Here is a 15,757-nt window from a genome sequence, read left to right as displayed (position 1 = left end):
TCACGGCTTCGTGATGCCTGCCGCCACAGCCGCCTTGTGCCAATCCGGGAACTCACTCAGCAAACGGGTGTACAGCTGCGCGTCGTCGACGGTGTCGATGTCGTCCAGCGCGAAGAATCCGGCATTGTCGACCACCCTGCCGTCGAGGTCGTCGAGCTTCTCCAGCACTCCGTAGTTGGCCTTGCCGATTCCGACGAACTGCCAAAAGGCCGGAAGCCCAGACGCTTCGCGCATCAGTTTCGTGATTTCCTTGCGCTCACTGAAGCCGCCGTCGGTGAAGAACAGGACAAGCGTAGGGGCCGAACCACGGGTCAGGCCGGAGAGTATCTCTGTCATGATCGGCACTTCGCGATTCGCGGCGCCGATCTTGTCGTAGTTGAAACCGCCGTGCGAACCGCGTAAGTGCAGGTAGGTGTCAGACCACTCTTCCGCATCATGCACGGAGATCTCGGGAAGCTTGATGAAGCTGACTGCATACAAGTAAGGCTCGAGTTTGCCGTCGTCATCGAGTTGGATCGCAACGGGGACCATGCGTTCGACAACGCGGTGAACCACCCTGGTGCGGTACTGCTTGGCCATACTGCCTGTTTTGTCGATCACCAGAACCACTCGCGCACGAATTCCTTTGCCACCCTTGGTCAGCAGGACCTTGGCCACCTCACGTTTTCGGAGGTCCAGCTTCTCCCGCTTCACCATCGAGAGTTTCGCCTCGTCAGGCACGCTCCGAATTCCGTCTACCGATTCAGCGGACCCGGCAGGTTGGGTCTGCGGTTCCTCGTCGACAGAAACGCCGAATGCTGTTACCAGATCTGCCAATCCGCTGTCCCAGCCAGCTGACACGTTGCGCAGCTTCCACCCCGCGCCGCGGCGATAGATCTCGACGAGGACCGCCGCTCTCTCTGTCGTCAGACCCAAAGCCGGAGCCACAACCGCTACGGAACCGGCCTGTTCCACCACGACGCCCATGTCACGGACTGAAGAAAGGGTTCCGTTTGCCGCCGCATCCAACGCCACGGCAACACTCAGCTGGTGAATGTCAGCGGGCACCCTTGCGATGTCGATTTCGATGACGCCGCCGGACTCCAAGCGCACCGCGCCTTCGGGTGAGACCGGCTGATTGAAGAAGATGAAATCCGCGTCATCGCGCACTTTGTTGCGATCATCGAGCTGGAACACCATCAGATCCACCGTGCCCGGGGCGCTACCGCTCACCGCCACTTTCAATGAAGTTCCGTCAATGACTGTGTTCGCCCCACGCGCCAGCTCCATACCGGAAGATTAGCTGGCCGCTTCGAATTGCCGGCCTGGCGGTCAGAAGAATCACAGCACACTTTCAGCAATCGTCGGGATTCTCGAGGCAGACTGTTCGAGGGAGATATGTCGCACACGGGACCAAGAGCCTGCAGGTCGACAGAATCGGACTGTCGATCAGGAGGTAAACGATGTCGCACGGTCAGGCGCGCACCATCCCGCCGATGACATTCCCGTCGTTGCCACTTCCCTCAATGCCGATACTTCCGCCATTGACGAATTTCGACCAAGCAAGTCGCTCGATCGTCTCTTATCTCGACGACCACCTCCCGTTGGCACTCTGGTCGATCACGCGATTCGACGGGTCGAACCAGGTCTTTCTGACCGTTTCACCCAACCCCCTTCACATCGAAGTCGGCGAGACACGCGCATGGCAAGACACCATGTGCAGCGAGGTCGTCTGCGGAAATGCGCCACCGGTCTCGTCCAACCGAGAACTCGTGCCCGCGCTTTCCCGAGATGACAGGTGGGAAGGAATTGGCGCCTACGTGAGCATTCCGATTCTGCACAGCGACGGCAGCCTCTTCGGAACGCTGTGTGGCGCCGACCCGACCCCGGGCGATTCTGTTCTCGAGGACAACGAAGCACTACTCACGCTCCTGTGCCGGCTTCTCGGAACCATTCTCGACGTTGACTATCAGCGTGCGCAGTCGGTTCGTCTGGCCGAAACTGCGCAACTCGATGCGGAGACCGACCCGTTGACCGGCCTTCTCAATCGTCGTGGATGGAACCGCTTCCTCGAAGCCGAGCAAACGCGATACCGGCAATTCGCCGATCCTGGATCGATCATCATCGTTGATCTCGACGGCATGAAGACCATCAACGACGAACTCGGTCACGCCGCCGGCGACGAGTACGTCCAACGGGCCGGTGAAATCCTGGCAGCGTGCGCGTACCCGGGCGCCGTAGTTTCGCGGTTGGGCGGCGACGAGTTCGGAATCGCCTTGTCCGACACACAACCACACGCTGTCGACTACCTGATCGAGCGTTTGGAGAAGTCCTTCCGGCTAGCCGAGGTGCGCTGTTCGGTCGGGCGGGCTGACTTTTCGATGTCCCAGAGTCTCTCCGAGACTTGGGATGCGGCTGATGCCGAGATGTACCGACAGAAGCGCTCGAACCGCTGATTCGACTCCGCCACGGCCTCTCGGCACCGCATCGGAGGGATCCCTTCGATGCGGTGCTCTGCTGTGTTCTGTTGTGCCTGAGAAACTGTTCTCAGGTTTTGAAGGTAGTGTTCGCCGGCCTGGGGTGCCGCTGCGGGTCGATCGAGGGCGGCGGGATGAACCACGGTTTGTTGTCGACGCCGATTCTGATGTCCCACTTGCCGACGAACCCCGATTTGCGGTGCATCAACCGGTGATGTGAACGGCAGAGTAGGACAAGGTTGTTCATCACTGTCGGGCCGCCGTTGGCCCAGTGCCTAATATGGTGCGCATCCGTCCACGCCGGAACGCATGAACACCCCGGGAACGCGCAACCCCTGTCTCGGGCAATCAACGCCACTCTCTGCTCGGCAGTGACCAACCGTTTCCCGGGTCTCGCATCCAACGGCGCCCCGTGAGCGTCGAGTAGGACGGTCGACAGGAAACAATCACAGCCGAGAAGCCTCGTCTGCGAGACCGACAGCGGCCCGAGCCATGGCATGTGCCCGACATCAAGATCCGACCGAGACTCTTCACCATCAGAAGGCGTAGCGGCGCAGTCCCGATGCTCGGCGAGATCGCGCGCGTTGATGTGCACGTTCACATGCGGACGTTGACCACCATCGGTACCGGTCTTGGCGCAGTCCAGATAGCGGCGGATCAGTTCGGCGAACCCGTCCGCCGTCCGCTTCGCCGCCGACCGGGCATCCGGCGTTCCGTCCGGTGCTGGGGTCGGCATCGTCAAATTCGACAACGCCGACAGCAACATTTCGCCGGTGAGAGCGTCGAAATCCCCACGCACCACCACCCGACCGTTCAGCGTCGACGCGATACGCAACTCATTGAGATCCGCGTCTTCGGCCGGTGGAATCTCATCCGATTCGAACACCCGCTCCAAGGTCGCGATGACGTGCCGCACCTTCGTCGTTGTCGCCTCCACTCCCGACGCAGCCGCGAGCAACAAGTCGATACAGCGAGGTAACGCCTCCTCCGGCATGCCTTTCGGCGGGGACTCACAAAACGCGACGATCAAGACGGCGTGATCGAACGAGCAATCCCCCACATCGAAACTCGCTGCCACCGCGGGAAACGGCCGCAGCGCAGCGCCCAGCGCGGCGATCTTCTTCCCGTCCCGAACCTGCAGCATCGTGTTCGCCGCCAACCACGCACCGACACCGCGGCTGGCAATCACCTGATCATCCGGACGCATCGACAGTTCGTCCACCACCGCCACCCGCACCGCTTCCAGGCGCAGAATCTCCGCACTCGCCTCGACCGCCGCAGCGCGTAACTCGGCAGCAGTCAACTGCCACAGGCGTCCGCGCAACCCCACCGCAGAACCCGAAACCACATCCGACAACAAGACGCTCATTGAATCCCCCGATCCCCTCCCCAAATCATACTCGAACACGCGTTCGAGTCAATCCCTTGCTACCAGCGCAAATAAGAGCAGGGAATAGTTCGACCGTCGCACGCGTATTATTTGAGTAAGCAATACTTGCGGTCGCAAATAAATGGAGGGCGTCACCGATGACAACTGATGAACACGTACGTGGTCGTGTGTGGCGCGACCTCGTCGTCTCCCACAGCGTCATCCTCGGCAAGATGGAGGCGGACCTTCGAACCACCACCGGACTCACCCTTGGCCAGTACGACGTTCTGCTCCGACTGCACGAAGCTCCGGGAAATACGATCCGAATGGGCGATCTGGCCGAACTGGTCCTGGTCACCACCAGTGGCGTGACGCGCGTCGTCGATCGATTGGTCGAGGCCGGATTAGTGGAGCGCGTTAGACCGGACAACGATCGACGCGTCGTGACGGTATCGATGACGCCTGCGGGCAAGAAGACGCTTCGAAAAGCGTCCGCCATACACACGCGAGGGATCGCCGAATACTTCTCCGATCTCATTGAAACCGAGGAGCTTCCGGTACTCGAACGCTTCTTCTCCCGACTTGCCACACATCACACGAATCAAGGCGGCGCATGCGATGCGCACGTAGAACAACTTTCCATCACCCCCACGAACAGATAGCGAGAAACAACATGGCTTTCGAATTGGGCGTCTACCATTTCGGTGAACTCACCCCAGATCCCACTACCGGCGCGATGATGAATCCCGGTGTCCACCTTCGTCATTTGGTGGAGCAGGCAACCGTTGCCGATCAGGTTGGACTCGATGTCTTCGGCGTCGGCGAGCACCATCGCACCGACTTCGCAGTCTCAGCCCCTGCAGTTGTGCTCGCGGCAATGGCTCAGGCTACCGACAACATCAAGCTGTCCAGCGCCGTAACCGTACTCAGTTCCGACGATCCCGTACGTGTGTTCCAACAGTTCGCGACAGTCGACCTGCTTTCCGAAGGCCGTGCCGAGATCATTGCCGGCCGAGGTTCGTACACGGAGTCATTTCCGCTCTTCGGGTACGACTTGTCCCAGTACAACGAACTCTTCGCCGAAAAGCTTGATCTACTACTGAAACTGCGCGACGAGAACCCGATCAACTGGGAAGGACAACTTCGCCCACCACTGATCGACGGTGACGTGACGCCCCGCCCGGACCGTCAGATTCCGGTGTGGATCGCAGTCGGAGGTACTCCGGCCTCTGTCGTCCGTGCCGCGAAACTGGGCCTGCCCCTCTCACTGGCCATCATCGGTGGAAGTTACCAACAGTTCGAACCGTTCGTCGATCTATACCGCAGGGCTGCAGCGGAGTTCGGACACGATCCGAAGAAACTGGCTGTCTCGATTGCTTCGCCAGGATTTGTCGATACCTCGAAGCAAACAGCACTCGACACGTCGTACCCGTACTTCCAGGCCGGGTGGATGCAGAATCATCATCAGCGCGGAAACGGAGTTCCCATGCCGCGCAGGGCATATGAAGCGCAGGCAACCACCGCGGGTGCGTTCTTCCTCGGCGGCCCGCAGGAAATCATCGACAAGACGATGGCGCAGTACGAACTATTCCATCATGACCGCATCATGATCCAGATGGGGTTCGGCAACGTGCCACAGAAGGACATGCTGCGTGCGATCGAGATCCTCGGCACCGAAGTAGCCCCCGTTGTGCGTAAGGAAATCGAATCACTGAAGTCGTCCCAAGAATAGGAGTTTCGATGAGCACACCGCTCAAAATTGTTGCCGTGGTCGGCAACCTCCAAAAACCCTCCAAGACTCGTGCCCTCGTCGACCTGATCGTCGAAACCTTGGGAGACTTCGAGCAGATCGACACACGAGTTTTCGAGATCGTGGATCTGATTCCAGGTCTTGCATCTGCTCTGGATCGCGATCACGTCGACTCAGTGACCGCCGAAGCGCTGGCAGCTGTCGAGTCCGCCGATATCATCATCGCGGCGTCACCGGTGTTCCGCGGTTCGTACACGGGAATGTTCAAGCACTTCTTCGATCTCGTCGACCAGTACGCGCTTGCCAACACTCCGGTGATTCTTGCCGCGACGGGCGGCAGCGACCGCCACGCCCTCGTGTTGGAGCATGCCCTGCGGCCACTGTTCGCTTTCTTCCAAGCGCTGACCGCTCCAGTCGGGATCTATCTCAGCTCAGGTGATTTCGACGGAACGACTATCCTCAACCCCGAGGTATTCGAGCGTATCGAGATGGCAGCAAAGGACGTCCTGCCGGTAGCGAGGATGCTCGCGGAGCGGGATCGAGTTGCGCTGACGTGAACACCCCTCATTCGCACAACACGGCAACAGTTGCCGGTCTGAGGATGATCGAACAGCTACGTCAGGTTCACGAACCTCTGCGAGCCGATATCGAGGTACTCGAGAATGCCCTGCAACTGTTGTCGGACGAAACCGCCGATCTGACTCGGATACCCGAGATGATCGACAATCTGACGATCGCGGATTTCGTCTGGCAACTACGGGTCAACTGCGACTTCTACTGCAACACGCTGACTCTGCACCACACCATCGAAGATCAACGAATGTTCCCGGTAATGACCAGGAACTTTCCCGAGTTGGCCCCTGCGGTCGAACGACTGCAGGCAGAACACAAGCTTGTCGGGGAGATCGTGTCGGAAGCCAAGCGTGCGTCGCTCGCACTGAGCACCGAATCCTCCACGGTCAATCGGGCACACGCCGCAATCTCCGAATTGGCGGACCATATGCAGTCGCACCTCGATTTCGAGGAGGCCACACTCTTTCCGTACTTCCGACGGATGGATCGCGACTGGCATTACGGCTGATCGTGCACGCTCAGTGATTCTTCAGCTCCATCGCAGTAGCGTCGAAAGGGCCACCTCATGTCAGGAGCCCCCATGACCAACCCGGATCAACCCACCGTCCAGCAATCCGTTCCTCAGCACCCGATTCGACCGCCCGTCAATGCGGGTTGGGCAGTGGTCTCGCTGCTGTTCTTCTGGCCGCTTTCCTTCTCCGCTTTCACGCACGCCTTCAACGTGTATCCGCTGTGGGCTGACGGCGATGTGGCCGGGTCTCGGTACGCGTCCGATCGAGTGAAACGACTGGGTCAAATCTCGCTGTGGATCGCAGGTGGGCTACTACTCCTGGTCTGCATCCTGTACGCGATTGCGGCAATCGTGTGGTTCGCCAACGGTGGCCACGATTACGGGCCGCGACGTATGCGCTGAACAACCACACTGAAACAACAACAACACCGCCGAACATCACCTCATCAATCGATCGATGAACTCCATGGTCTGGTCCATCGAAGCGACCGTCGTTTGACCGTGGCTGATTCCGGCGAGTTCTTGATACTCGAACTGCGTTCCCCGCGAACGCATGTCGACCAGTTGCGCCCAGGTAAGGGCGACAGGAACCGTTGTGTCCGACACGCTCTGCACCACGCGCAGTGGACGGTCGTAGCCGTCGACCGGCACCTGCATCATCTCGCGGAACAGGTCGTACATGCGCGGCGTCCACACCGACCGAGAGAACAACGAGCTCAACTGGATTCGCTCGGTTCGAATTTGTCGGCCGAGATCCCCGGCGCACAGAGTTCGCGCCCTTTCCATCCACTCGATTCCCTGGGGCGAGAGAACCTCACGAATGTTCTCTTCGGGTCGTTGATCGTCGATTCCAGCCAGGACATACAGCGCGTACCCCACTAATCCCGTGATGCCGATGTCGGGAAACAGCGGTCCACCCAACGGAAACAGACCTTCCATATGTGTGGGGCCTGCAACAACAATAGAGCCGCGAAAATCCAATTCCGGTGCACGAGAGGTGGCCTCGTGTCCTGCGAAGTACGTCGCGTGACCACCTTCGGACAGACCTGCGACCATCCACCGCGAGCTCAGCACGTTCCCGTACAACTCGTGTGCGGCCCGCACGATGTCGACGGCATTCGCGCCGGCGGCATGCCCGTCGAGATACGCCAATACCCCGTCGGTGCCCAGACCCGAGTAGTCGGTAGCGACAACTGCATATCCCTGGTCCAACCAGCGTTCGATCGGTTCGATCTCCCCTGGACCGAATCCGGTTGACGACGGCGCACACTGATCGGCGCTGCCCAGAGTTCCGTGGGCGTAGGAGATGACGGGCCAGCCGCCGATCGGTGGCGCACCTTCCGGTAGAAACACCGACCCGGACGACTCTCCCCACCTGTCGGCAGTTCGCAGGGTCCGATAGACAACTCGCTCCGCTGCACCGGTACCGACCGGAAGGGCTGCAGCCGAGAGCAGTTCGTGCGATTCCAACGCACCCGCAACTTCCGGTTCGTCCGCAGTCGCCACGGCAACCCCTGACACCACCACAAGACTCGACAACAGCAGGCTCGACAACACAATGCTCGCCACCACGGCCGCAACAACGCTTTTACCCGAACGCCTCACCACGCCAACCCCTCCCGACCCGTGCAGAGCATGATGTCGATATGCAGATCATCATCACCGGTCACAGCCTGCCCGGACGGGATTGTTCCGAAACCGCAACCTTCGAAGGACGGAGCAACATCCACGTCGGCGTCCAGCGCCGGGGCAAGCCCCACGAAATCCTCGACCTCGTACCGGGAGACACCGAAACAGTGCGGTGGGAATTGGCAGCGAACCTCGACAGAAAGCCCAATGCCTGGGACATTCTCGGACCGTACATCCAGGGCCCACCGCGCGGACGCTTCATCTACCTGTCCTGGGTGACGTTATCCGAGGACCAGACGTTCGAGATGTTCCGGCGCGCAAAGCTGATGCTCGACGCGGTCCCCGAGCACATCATTGACGAGGCCGACCGTTCCGACGTGCTCCACGGAGAACTCGGACTCACCGACGCCGCAGGTAAACCACTGTGTGCGGCGATCCGGCCGCCGACGATCACGTGGACATCCTCGCCTTACTGAGCATCGTTCAGTAGTGTGGTGAACGAACACTTACTCTGTGGGTGACCACGCGATCGATACGGAGTCCGAACTGATGAGCACCGAACACCTCGATGTCCTGATCGTCGGCGCCGGCTTGTCCGGCATCGGTGCTGCGTATCGACTCCAGACCGAACTGCCCGGCAAGTCGTACGCGATCCTCGAGGCCCGCGCGAACAGTGGCGGAACCTGGGACCTCTTCAAATACCCCGGTATCCGTTCGGATTCCGACATGTTCACGCTCGGCTACCCGTTTCGCCCGTGGACAGATGCCAAAGCAATTGCCGACGGTGATTCGATCCTCCGGTACGTGCGCGATACAGCTCGCGAAAACGGGATCGACAAGAAGATTCGGTACAACCGGAAGGTGACGGCAGCATCCTGGTCGTCAGCGGACTCGACGTGGACAGTCACCGTGACGACCGACGACGAAGACGAAACACTGACCTGCAACTTCCTGTATCTCTGCAGCGGTTACTACAGTTACGACGGCGGATACACCCCCGACTTTCCCGGACGCGAATCGTTTGCCGGCGAGGTGGTGCACCCGCAGTTCTGGCCCGAAGAACTCGATTACTCCGACAAGAAGGTCGTCGTGATCGGAAGCGGCGCCACCGCAGTCACTTTGGTCCCCACGATGTCGCGGGACGCAAGCCACGTCACGATGCTCCAGCGATCGCCGACCTACATTCTGGCGCTGCCGTCCAGCGACAAGGTGTCGGACACCATCCGTGCGGTATTGCCGAATCAACTCGCGCACAGCATCGCTCGATGGAAGAGCGTCGTAGTGAACCTCAGTTTCTACCAACTGTGCCGACGCAGTCCGGCGCGCGCAAAGAGGCTGCTGAACCTCGCGATCAGTCGTCAACTCCCGGAAGAGATCCCACTCGATCCCCACTTCACACCCACCTACGATCCCTGGGACCAGCGCTTGTGCGTCGTACCGGATGGCGATTTGTTCAAAGCCCTCCGATCCGGCAAGGCTTCGATCGAGACCGATCACATCGACACCTTCACCGAGACCGGGATTCGGCTCGCATCAGGACGCGAACTCGAAGCCGACATCATCGTCACTGCAACAGGATTGAAGATGGAAGCATGCGGCGGGATGTCGATCGAAGTGGACGGTGAACCCGTCACCCTCGGTGATCGTTACGTCTACAAGGGCATGATGATCAGCGACGTACCGAACTTCGCGATGTGCGTCGGATACACCAATGCCTCGTGGACTCTGCGAGCCGATCTCACGTCGATGTACGTGTGCCGACTACTGACCGAGATGGACAAGCGCGGCTATGCGAAGTGTGTGCCGCACGCGACCGAAGACATGGACCAGCGTCCGATCCTGGATCTGGCGTCCGGGTACGTCATGCGCGCGGTTGAACAGTTCCCGAAGCAGGGATCGAAGTCACCCTGGAACATGCGTCAGAACTACATCCTCGATCGTCTTCACTCGACGTTCGGGAGCATCAACGACCACATGACGTTCTCGAAGGCGCCAGTTCGAAGTTCGAAACTGGTACCGAGCAAGAGTTGATCGGCGCCCGCATGACCAAGTAGAGCAGTCGAGCAAATCCACCAATCGATCCGAGAACAAAAAACACGCCCGAACCTGCGACGACGGCACAGAGTGCACCCAGGACGATGATCGTCGACGCCTCGATCATCCGACCGGCGGACTCCGATCCGAGAACGTGTATTTCATCAACTCCTTCGTCCATAAAACTATTTTCAGCCAACCGTCCAGCCGGTTTGTAGGGACTTTAGTCACAAGTCGGGTCAAAATGGACTCATAAATGCAGGTCAAGCGTTCAGTTGGTGGTCGCTGTCGGTCGATTCTCAGGCTGTTCCGTAGTGTGCGCATCACAGAAAGCAGAACCAATACCGGCGGGGGACACAATGAAGGTCATCGTTTTCGGGGCAACGGGGATGGTCGGCAACAGCGTCTTGCTCGAGTGCCTGGACGATCCACGAATCGACACCGTCGTCACCGTCGGCCGCAATTCGTGCGGTTCAACTGCCCCGAAGATCGTCGACATCGTTCACCGCGACCTACTGGACTACTCGGCAATCGAAGCAGATCTGATCGGTGCCGACGCCTGCTTCTTCTGCCTCGGTGTGTCCTCCGCAGGAATGAACGAAGCCGACTATACCCACATCACGCGTGACATCACGCTTGCCGCCGCCACAACGCTGTCGCGCTTGAACCCGCAGATGGTCTTCGTCTACGTGTCCGGTGAAAGCGCCGACTCCACCGAAACCAGCAAGACCATGTGGAAGCGAGTACGTGGCGCAACCGAGAACGCGCTACTCACAGTCCCCCTCACGGCCTACATCCTCAGGCCGGGGTTCATCCGTCCGCGCCCGGGATCGCCGTCGAAAACGTGGTGGTACAAGCTCTTCTATCAGGTTTCCGTGCCTCTCTACCCACTCCTGCGCAAGGTGTGGCCCAACGGCGTTACCACCAGCGAGAACATCGGCAAGGCGATGATCACCCTCGCGGCTAACACTCCCGATCTTCCCGACCGTGTCCTGCGCAGCGACAAGATCAACGAACTCGCGCAGGCCTGACAGCCTTTCCCCGAAATACGAAACCGCGCGCAACGAGTTCCAAAGCCACAGCTACAGCGCAGGTTTGCGCCAACAACAGCCCAGCCAGGACAAGAATCTGTACTGCACCGGCCTGAACAGCCGACCCCGTCGCAAGCAGAACGCCGACAAAAGCGCCGGGCAAAGTCACGAGGCCGACGGTGCGGGTCTGGTCGACTCCGGGCAACAGGGCGTCGGACGCGGCGGTACGGGCGACTTCCCACCGCGCATCGCGTTGCGAGAAACCCAGGCTCAGTGCGGCTTCCACTTCCCCGAAACGATCGTCGACGGCGTCGAGTCCGCGTTTGGCTGCCATCGACGTCGCTGTCATGGCGCCGCCCAAAACAATTCCGCCGATCGGGACAAGAGCGACGCCTTCGACCGGAACCACTCCGGACAGCAGCATGAGTGGCAACACCACACCGATTCCCGATGCCAACGCGACGGTCAGCCACCCGCCGGAAGTTCCTGCGCCGGAGCGTCGTGCAGCGGTGAACGACGCCGCAGCGAACATGCCGACGAGCACGAGGAGCGCTGACCAGATGTGAGCCAATGCCGCGGCAAGGATCAACGAAACAGCAGCCAATTGAAGGGCGCCGCGTGCGAGCGCGCCGGGAACTATCCGAATGCTACCGAGGCGAGCGAATCGGTAGACGAGTGTGGCCACGAGCGCCATGACAATACAGAGCACGGCCAAACGGACGCCGGAGTCGGCTATCGAAAGGCTCATGGGTCACAGTGTTCCCTACGAGCCAGTGTGATCCGAACCCGCGATCCGAACCCGCGAACCGCTCAGAAAACCCAACCGCGAAGTGCGACAAACCGCAGACCGCCGACAATTCCGCTCACTGCGATCACAAGGCCCGCTTGAAGGAGCCCGTCAGCACCGGGCAACAGGAATCCGAGCGCACTGATGGCAGCAGAACTGGCGATCAAACCGACCAGGGCGAGTCCGCCACCTTCCCACTGAGCAGTGAACCAGTTGACGCGATCCGCGGCGTGGAAGGTGAGCCGACGATGCAGCTCGTTCGCAAGAATGGTGCTCAAGACTGCACCTACAGCATTGGCGACCAGCGCTCCGTCACCGCGCAGGGCCAGAAAAGCGGCGAAGTAGAGAATGTTGCTGGCTCCGCCGACGAGAGCAAAACGAACGAGCTGGGCAAAGGCACCGTCTCCGGCAAGAGCGCGAAGCCTCGTAGCCGCAAAACCCGCGCTCCGCGTACCCACCATCGAGATCGGATTGCTCCCGACCCAGATGTCAGACGTGCTCATATCGGCTTCTCTCGTACGGACAATCGGAACCACACGTTCCGCTTAGCAATATAGCACTAACGGAATCGATCATTCCGCTTAGTGCCGTAGACTGTGAGGATGCCGACAACCCACCCCGACGCTTCTCGTGCGGGGACCTCGGCCGACTGCTCACAGCCGCGCCTTCGGTCCGACGCCAAGGCCAACCTCGAGCGGATTCTCAACTCCGCCCGCGAGGTGTTCGCGGCCCAAGGACTGGACGCCACTCTTGCCGATGTGGCGAAACACGCGGGCGTCGGCGTCGGCACTGTCTACCGGCGGTTCGCCAGCAAGGACGAGCTGATCCAGGCCCTGTTCGACACACGGTGCTCCGAGATCGAAACGATCGCCGCCACCGCCCGCGAGATGCCCGACGCCTGGGAAGGCCTTGTCTACTTCCTCGACGTGATCTCCCTGCGTATGGCGGACAACCGCGGATTCGGTGATCTCCTGATGGACGGGCGCTTCACGTCCGACACTTTCGCTCGCGCGCGCGCGGGGATCGCCCAGCACACCGCGGCACTCGTCAATCGTGCCAAGGAACAGGGCACACTGCGCAGCGACTTCGAAGTCAACGACATTCCGCTTCTCATGCAGGTCGTCAAGATGGCCCAGAAGTTCGGCGGCGACGAGGCCCCTCAGGCTTACCGCCGCGCACTCGGGTTCATGATCGACGGACTCTGCGCTTCCCGCACCGGCCATCGAGAACTCCCCGTCCCGGCGCTGTCGTCCGAACAACTCGATCACGTCCTTCATCGGTTTCAGGCATCGCCCGATAAGAACTGCTGACTCGATTTCGGGGTCGACGCCGCAATGGCGTCGACCCCGAAATTTACTGTCAGTGGGCGATTACCGGCTCACCTTCGGGTGAATCGGGAAGCAGTCCACTCCGCAGAACCAGTCCGGTCAAGACCGCTCCGACCGCGAAAATACCTGCTGCCCAATAGAACGTCGTGGTGTAGCTCTCGACGGCAGCCTGTGCCTGAGTGAGCGGATTCATCTCGCGGCCCACCAGGTAGTTGGTGGAAGCCGAAGCCGCAATCGTGCTGAGCAACGCGGTACCGATCGAGCCGCCCACCTGCTGCATCGTATTGACGGTGGCAGATGCGACGCCCGCATCTTCGTGATGCACGCCGGAGGTTGCGCCCTGCATGGACGGCGCGAAGATGCTACCCATACCGAGTCCGGTGACGACGAGGCCCGGGAGGATGTGGACGGCATAGGTGCTGTCCACGGAAATCTGGGCCAGCAGCGTCATTCCGATCGCCGCGATGACCATTCCGCTCACGATCAGCACTCGCGGACCGACGCGCGGTAGCAAGACCGCTGTCGAAAGCGTTGCCGCTGTCACGATTCCGAACACCATCGGCATGAATGCGAGACCGGTCATGATCGGGCTGTACCCGAGGATCAGCTGCATGTAGTACGTCAGGAACAGGAAGACTGCGAACATGCCTGCGCCGGAAAGGAAGATCGCCAGGTACGAGCCCGCCCGGATACGGTCGAGGACCACCCGCAACGGCAGGAGCGGATGCTCGGACTTGGTCTGCCAGTAGATGAATGCCGCCATGAATACAACGCCGGCAACGAGCCACGAGATGGTAGGAGTTGCACTCCAGCCGTCCGACTCGGCCTTCGAGAAACCGAAGACGATGCTGAACAAGCTGATCGACACCAGGATCGTTCCAGGGATGTCGAGCTTGGGCCGCGAGTCACTGGTGTGCGGCGCGAGCAACAGGACTGCTCCGACCAATGCGATTGCCGCGAAGAAGAGGTTCACGAAGAGGCACCAGCGCCAGTCGACCCACTCGGTGAGCGCTCCGCCGAGCAACAGTCCGATAGCGCCGCCACCGCCGGCAACGGCACCGAAGATACCGAAAGCCTTTGCGCGCTCACCCGGATCCGTGAAGGTCACGGACAGCAGAGACAGCGCTGCCGGAGCAAGGAGTGCACCGAAGACGCCCTGGCCCGCACGAGCGGCAACAAGCATTTCGAAGTTGACGGCTGCGCCACCGATAGCGGAGGCGACCGCGAAGCCGATCAGGCCGACGATGAAAGTTCGCCTGCGCCCGAACAAGTCGCTCAGTCGACCGCCGAGTAGCAGCAAGCTGCCGAACGCCAATGCGTATGCCGTGATGATCCACTGGCGGTCGGAATCACCGAACTCCAGTGAGCGCTGCGCAGCCGGCAGCGCGATGTTGACGATGGTGGCATCCAAGACCACCATCAGCTGCGCAATTCCCAGTACCGCGAGAACCAGCCACCGCTTTGCGTGGTTGTCCCCTGAAGGCGCTGAGGACTGCTCGAATCCAGTCCGTTCAGCAATGTCTGACATAGTCCCTCGCCCCACCTATGCGGAGATGGCTTCTCCGGTTAGCAAAAACGCTACACCAAAACGGAGAAGCTGTCTCCACTTGACGGGTAGAGTGGGGACATGAGTACCGCAATGGGGCGCCCGCTTCGCGCTGATGCTGCACGTAATCGGCAGTTGATCATCGATGCCGCACGTGAATTGTTCGCCGAAGAAGGGATCGACGTCACACTCGACGACGTCGCCCGACGCGCGGGTGTCGGCGTCGGAACCGTCTATCGACGGTTCGCAAGCAAGGAAGAATTGATCGACGGAGTCTTCCAGCAGAACTTCGCCGACATGGCGGCGGCCGCCGAGGCATCACTGAGCAATCCGGATCCGTGGGACGGGCTTGTCACGTTTGCCGAATTCGCCTGCAGCCGTATGTCGGTCAACCGTGGACTCAAAGACGTCATGAACGGAACCGACGAGGGTTGCGAGCAGTTGGCATGCCAGCGGTCCATTGTCGAACCGTCGGTCGAGAGGATCTTCTACCGGGCCCAGGACGCCGGGATGCTGCGCCCCGACGCCGTCGTCACCGACCTTTTCGGCCTCATCTTCATGGTGGGCGCCGTCACCGAATTTGCGCAGCCCGTCAACCCGACTGTGTGGCGCCGGTACCTTTCGGTGATGCTCGACGGACTACGCACCGAGGGCTTGCACCGTGACCCGCTCCCCCTCCCCCCGCTCAGTGCCGAAGAACTGCACGAGGCCAAACAGTGCCTGAAAGACCGCCGTCGTTGAGC

17 protein-coding genes are annotated in these 15,757 nt (G+C 60.5%); 11 read left to right on the top strand and 6 right to left on the bottom strand.

The genetic code is table 11. From position 1 onward, the window contains the following. Entirely contained in the window at nt 1-1,269 is a 1,269-nt protein-coding gene (locus tag ACFQ6H_RS05065) for a VWA domain-containing protein (protein ID WP_378644408.1), read from the bottom strand. Between the two features lie 173 nt (nt 1,270-1,442). On the opposite strand from ACFQ6H_RS05065, the gene ACFQ6H_RS05060 reads away from it, so the two are divergent. Further along, nucleotides 1,443-2,435: a GGDEF domain-containing protein gene (locus ACFQ6H_RS05060; RefSeq protein WP_378542774.1), complete on the top strand. Its 993-nt coding sequence runs from the start codon at nt 1,443-1,445 to the stop codon at nt 2,433-2,435. A gap of 91 nt (nt 2,436-2,526) precedes the next feature. Here the strand turns inward: ACFQ6H_RS05060 and ACFQ6H_RS05055 are convergent, their stop codons facing one another. Further along, nucleotides 2,527-3,825, bottom strand: coding sequence for a DUF222 domain-containing protein (locus ACFQ6H_RS05055; protein ID WP_378644405.1), 1,299 nt, complete (start codon nt 3,823-3,825; stop codon nt 2,527-2,529). A gap of 158 nt (nt 3,826-3,983) precedes the next feature. Here ACFQ6H_RS05055 and ACFQ6H_RS05050 point away from each other — a divergent pair, with 158 nt between their 5' ends. The 5 genes from ACFQ6H_RS05050 (at nt 3,984) to ACFQ6H_RS05030 (ending at nt 7,061) form a co-directional block, all read left to right on the top strand. Beyond that, complete coding sequence (locus tag ACFQ6H_RS05050) at nt 3,984-4,487, top strand: MarR family winged helix-turn-helix transcriptional regulator (protein WP_007731489.1); 504 nt, start codon at nt 3,984-3,986, stop codon at nt 4,485-4,487. 11 nt (nt 4,488-4,498) lie between these two features. Further along, nucleotides 4,499-5,557 (top strand): LLM class flavin-dependent oxidoreductase, encoded by a 1,059-nt coding sequence (locus tag ACFQ6H_RS05045; RefSeq protein ID WP_047271106.1) that lies wholly within the window; start codon nt 4,499-4,501, stop codon nt 5,555-5,557. 8 nt (nt 5,558-5,565) lie between these two features. After that, entirely contained in the window at nt 5,566-6,132 is a 567-nt protein-coding gene (gene msuE, locus ACFQ6H_RS05040) for an FMN reductase (protein WP_378531872.1), read from the top strand. Beyond that, a complete protein-coding gene (locus tag ACFQ6H_RS05035) occupies nt 6,129-6,656 on the top strand; it encodes a hemerythrin domain-containing protein (RefSeq protein WP_378542765.1) in 528 nt (175 codons plus the stop codon). The genes msuE and ACFQ6H_RS05035 overlap by 4 nt, the downstream gene beginning before the upstream one ends. Nucleotides 6,657-6,728: 72 nt before the next feature. Further along, the gene (locus tag ACFQ6H_RS05030) at nt 6,729-7,061 is read left to right on the top strand and encodes a CD225/dispanin family protein (protein ID WP_003940071.1); all 333 of its coding nucleotides are present in this window, start codon (nt 6,729-6,731) and stop codon (nt 7,059-7,061) included. A 36-nt stretch (nt 7,062-7,097) separates the two neighbouring features. Here ACFQ6H_RS05030 and ACFQ6H_RS05025 read toward each other — a convergent pair whose 3' ends face one another. Then, nucleotides 7,098-8,267: a lipase family protein gene (locus ACFQ6H_RS05025; protein WP_378644402.1), complete on the bottom strand. Its 1,170-nt coding sequence runs from the start codon at nt 8,265-8,267 to the stop codon at nt 7,098-7,100. Between the two features lie 38 nt (nt 8,268-8,305). On the opposite strand from ACFQ6H_RS05025, the gene ACFQ6H_RS05020 reads away from it, so the two are divergent. From ACFQ6H_RS05020 to ACFQ6H_RS05010, 3 genes are all read left to right on the top strand, one after another. Continuing rightward, nucleotides 8,306-8,764 carry a DUF5990 family protein gene (locus ACFQ6H_RS05020; RefSeq protein WP_378531865.1) on the top strand — a complete coding sequence of 153 codons (459 nt, stop codon included), beginning with the start codon at nt 8,306-8,308 and terminating at the stop codon, nt 8,762-8,764. 73 nt (nt 8,765-8,837) lie between these two features. After that, a complete protein-coding gene (locus tag ACFQ6H_RS05015; protein WP_378644399.1) occupies nt 8,838-10,319 on the top strand; it encodes a flavin-containing monooxygenase in 1,482 nt (493 codons plus the stop codon). Between the two features lie 362 nt (nt 10,320-10,681). Continuing rightward, a complete protein-coding gene (locus ACFQ6H_RS05010) occupies nt 10,682-11,353 on the top strand; it encodes an NAD-dependent epimerase/dehydratase family protein (protein WP_378542759.1) in 672 nt (223 codons plus the stop codon). On the opposite strand, the gene ACFQ6H_RS05005 is transcribed toward ACFQ6H_RS05010, so the two are convergent. Continuing rightward, nucleotides 11,331-12,101 (bottom strand): ABC transporter permease, encoded by a 771-nt coding sequence (locus ACFQ6H_RS05005; RefSeq protein ID WP_378531858.1) that lies wholly within the window; start codon nt 12,099-12,101, stop codon nt 11,331-11,333. The two genes, ACFQ6H_RS05010 and ACFQ6H_RS05005, sit on opposite strands and share 23 nt — an antisense overlap. Before the next feature lie 62 nt (nt 12,102-12,163). Next, nucleotides 12,164-12,601: a GtrA family protein gene (locus ACFQ6H_RS05000; RefSeq protein ID WP_020908979.1), complete on the bottom strand. Its 438-nt coding sequence runs from the start codon at nt 12,599-12,601 to the stop codon at nt 12,164-12,166. Between the two features lie 141 nt (nt 12,602-12,742). Here ACFQ6H_RS05000 and ACFQ6H_RS04995 point away from each other — a divergent pair, with 141 nt between their 5' ends. Then, nucleotides 12,743-13,450, top strand: a complete 708-nt coding sequence (locus ACFQ6H_RS04995) for a TetR/AcrR family transcriptional regulator (RefSeq protein WP_378531856.1) — start codon at nt 12,743-12,745, stop codon at nt 13,448-13,450. Between the two features lie 49 nt (nt 13,451-13,499). Here the strand turns inward: ACFQ6H_RS04995 and ACFQ6H_RS04990 are convergent, their stop codons facing one another. Then, entirely contained in the window at nt 13,500-14,996 is a 1,497-nt protein-coding gene (locus ACFQ6H_RS04990) for an MFS transporter (protein ID WP_378644396.1), read from the bottom strand. Nucleotides 14,997-15,095: 99 nt separating this feature from the next. Here ACFQ6H_RS04990 and ACFQ6H_RS04985 point away from each other — a divergent pair, with 99 nt between their 5' ends. Further along, on the top strand, nt 15,096-15,755 hold the full coding sequence (locus ACFQ6H_RS04985; RefSeq protein ID WP_378531854.1) for a TetR/AcrR family transcriptional regulator: 660 nt from the start codon (nt 15,096-15,098) through the stop codon (nt 15,753-15,755). Nucleotides 15,756-15,757 lie beyond the last annotated feature (2 nt).

The sequence above is a fragment of the Rhodococcus sp. NPDC056506 genome, from assembly GCF_042794945.1.
Taxonomy (GTDB): domain Bacteria; phylum Actinomycetota; class Actinomycetes; order Mycobacteriales; family Mycobacteriaceae; genus Rhodococcus_F.
Note: the sequence above shows the minus strand (reverse complement) of the source record. Positions and strands in the feature narration are given on the sequence as shown.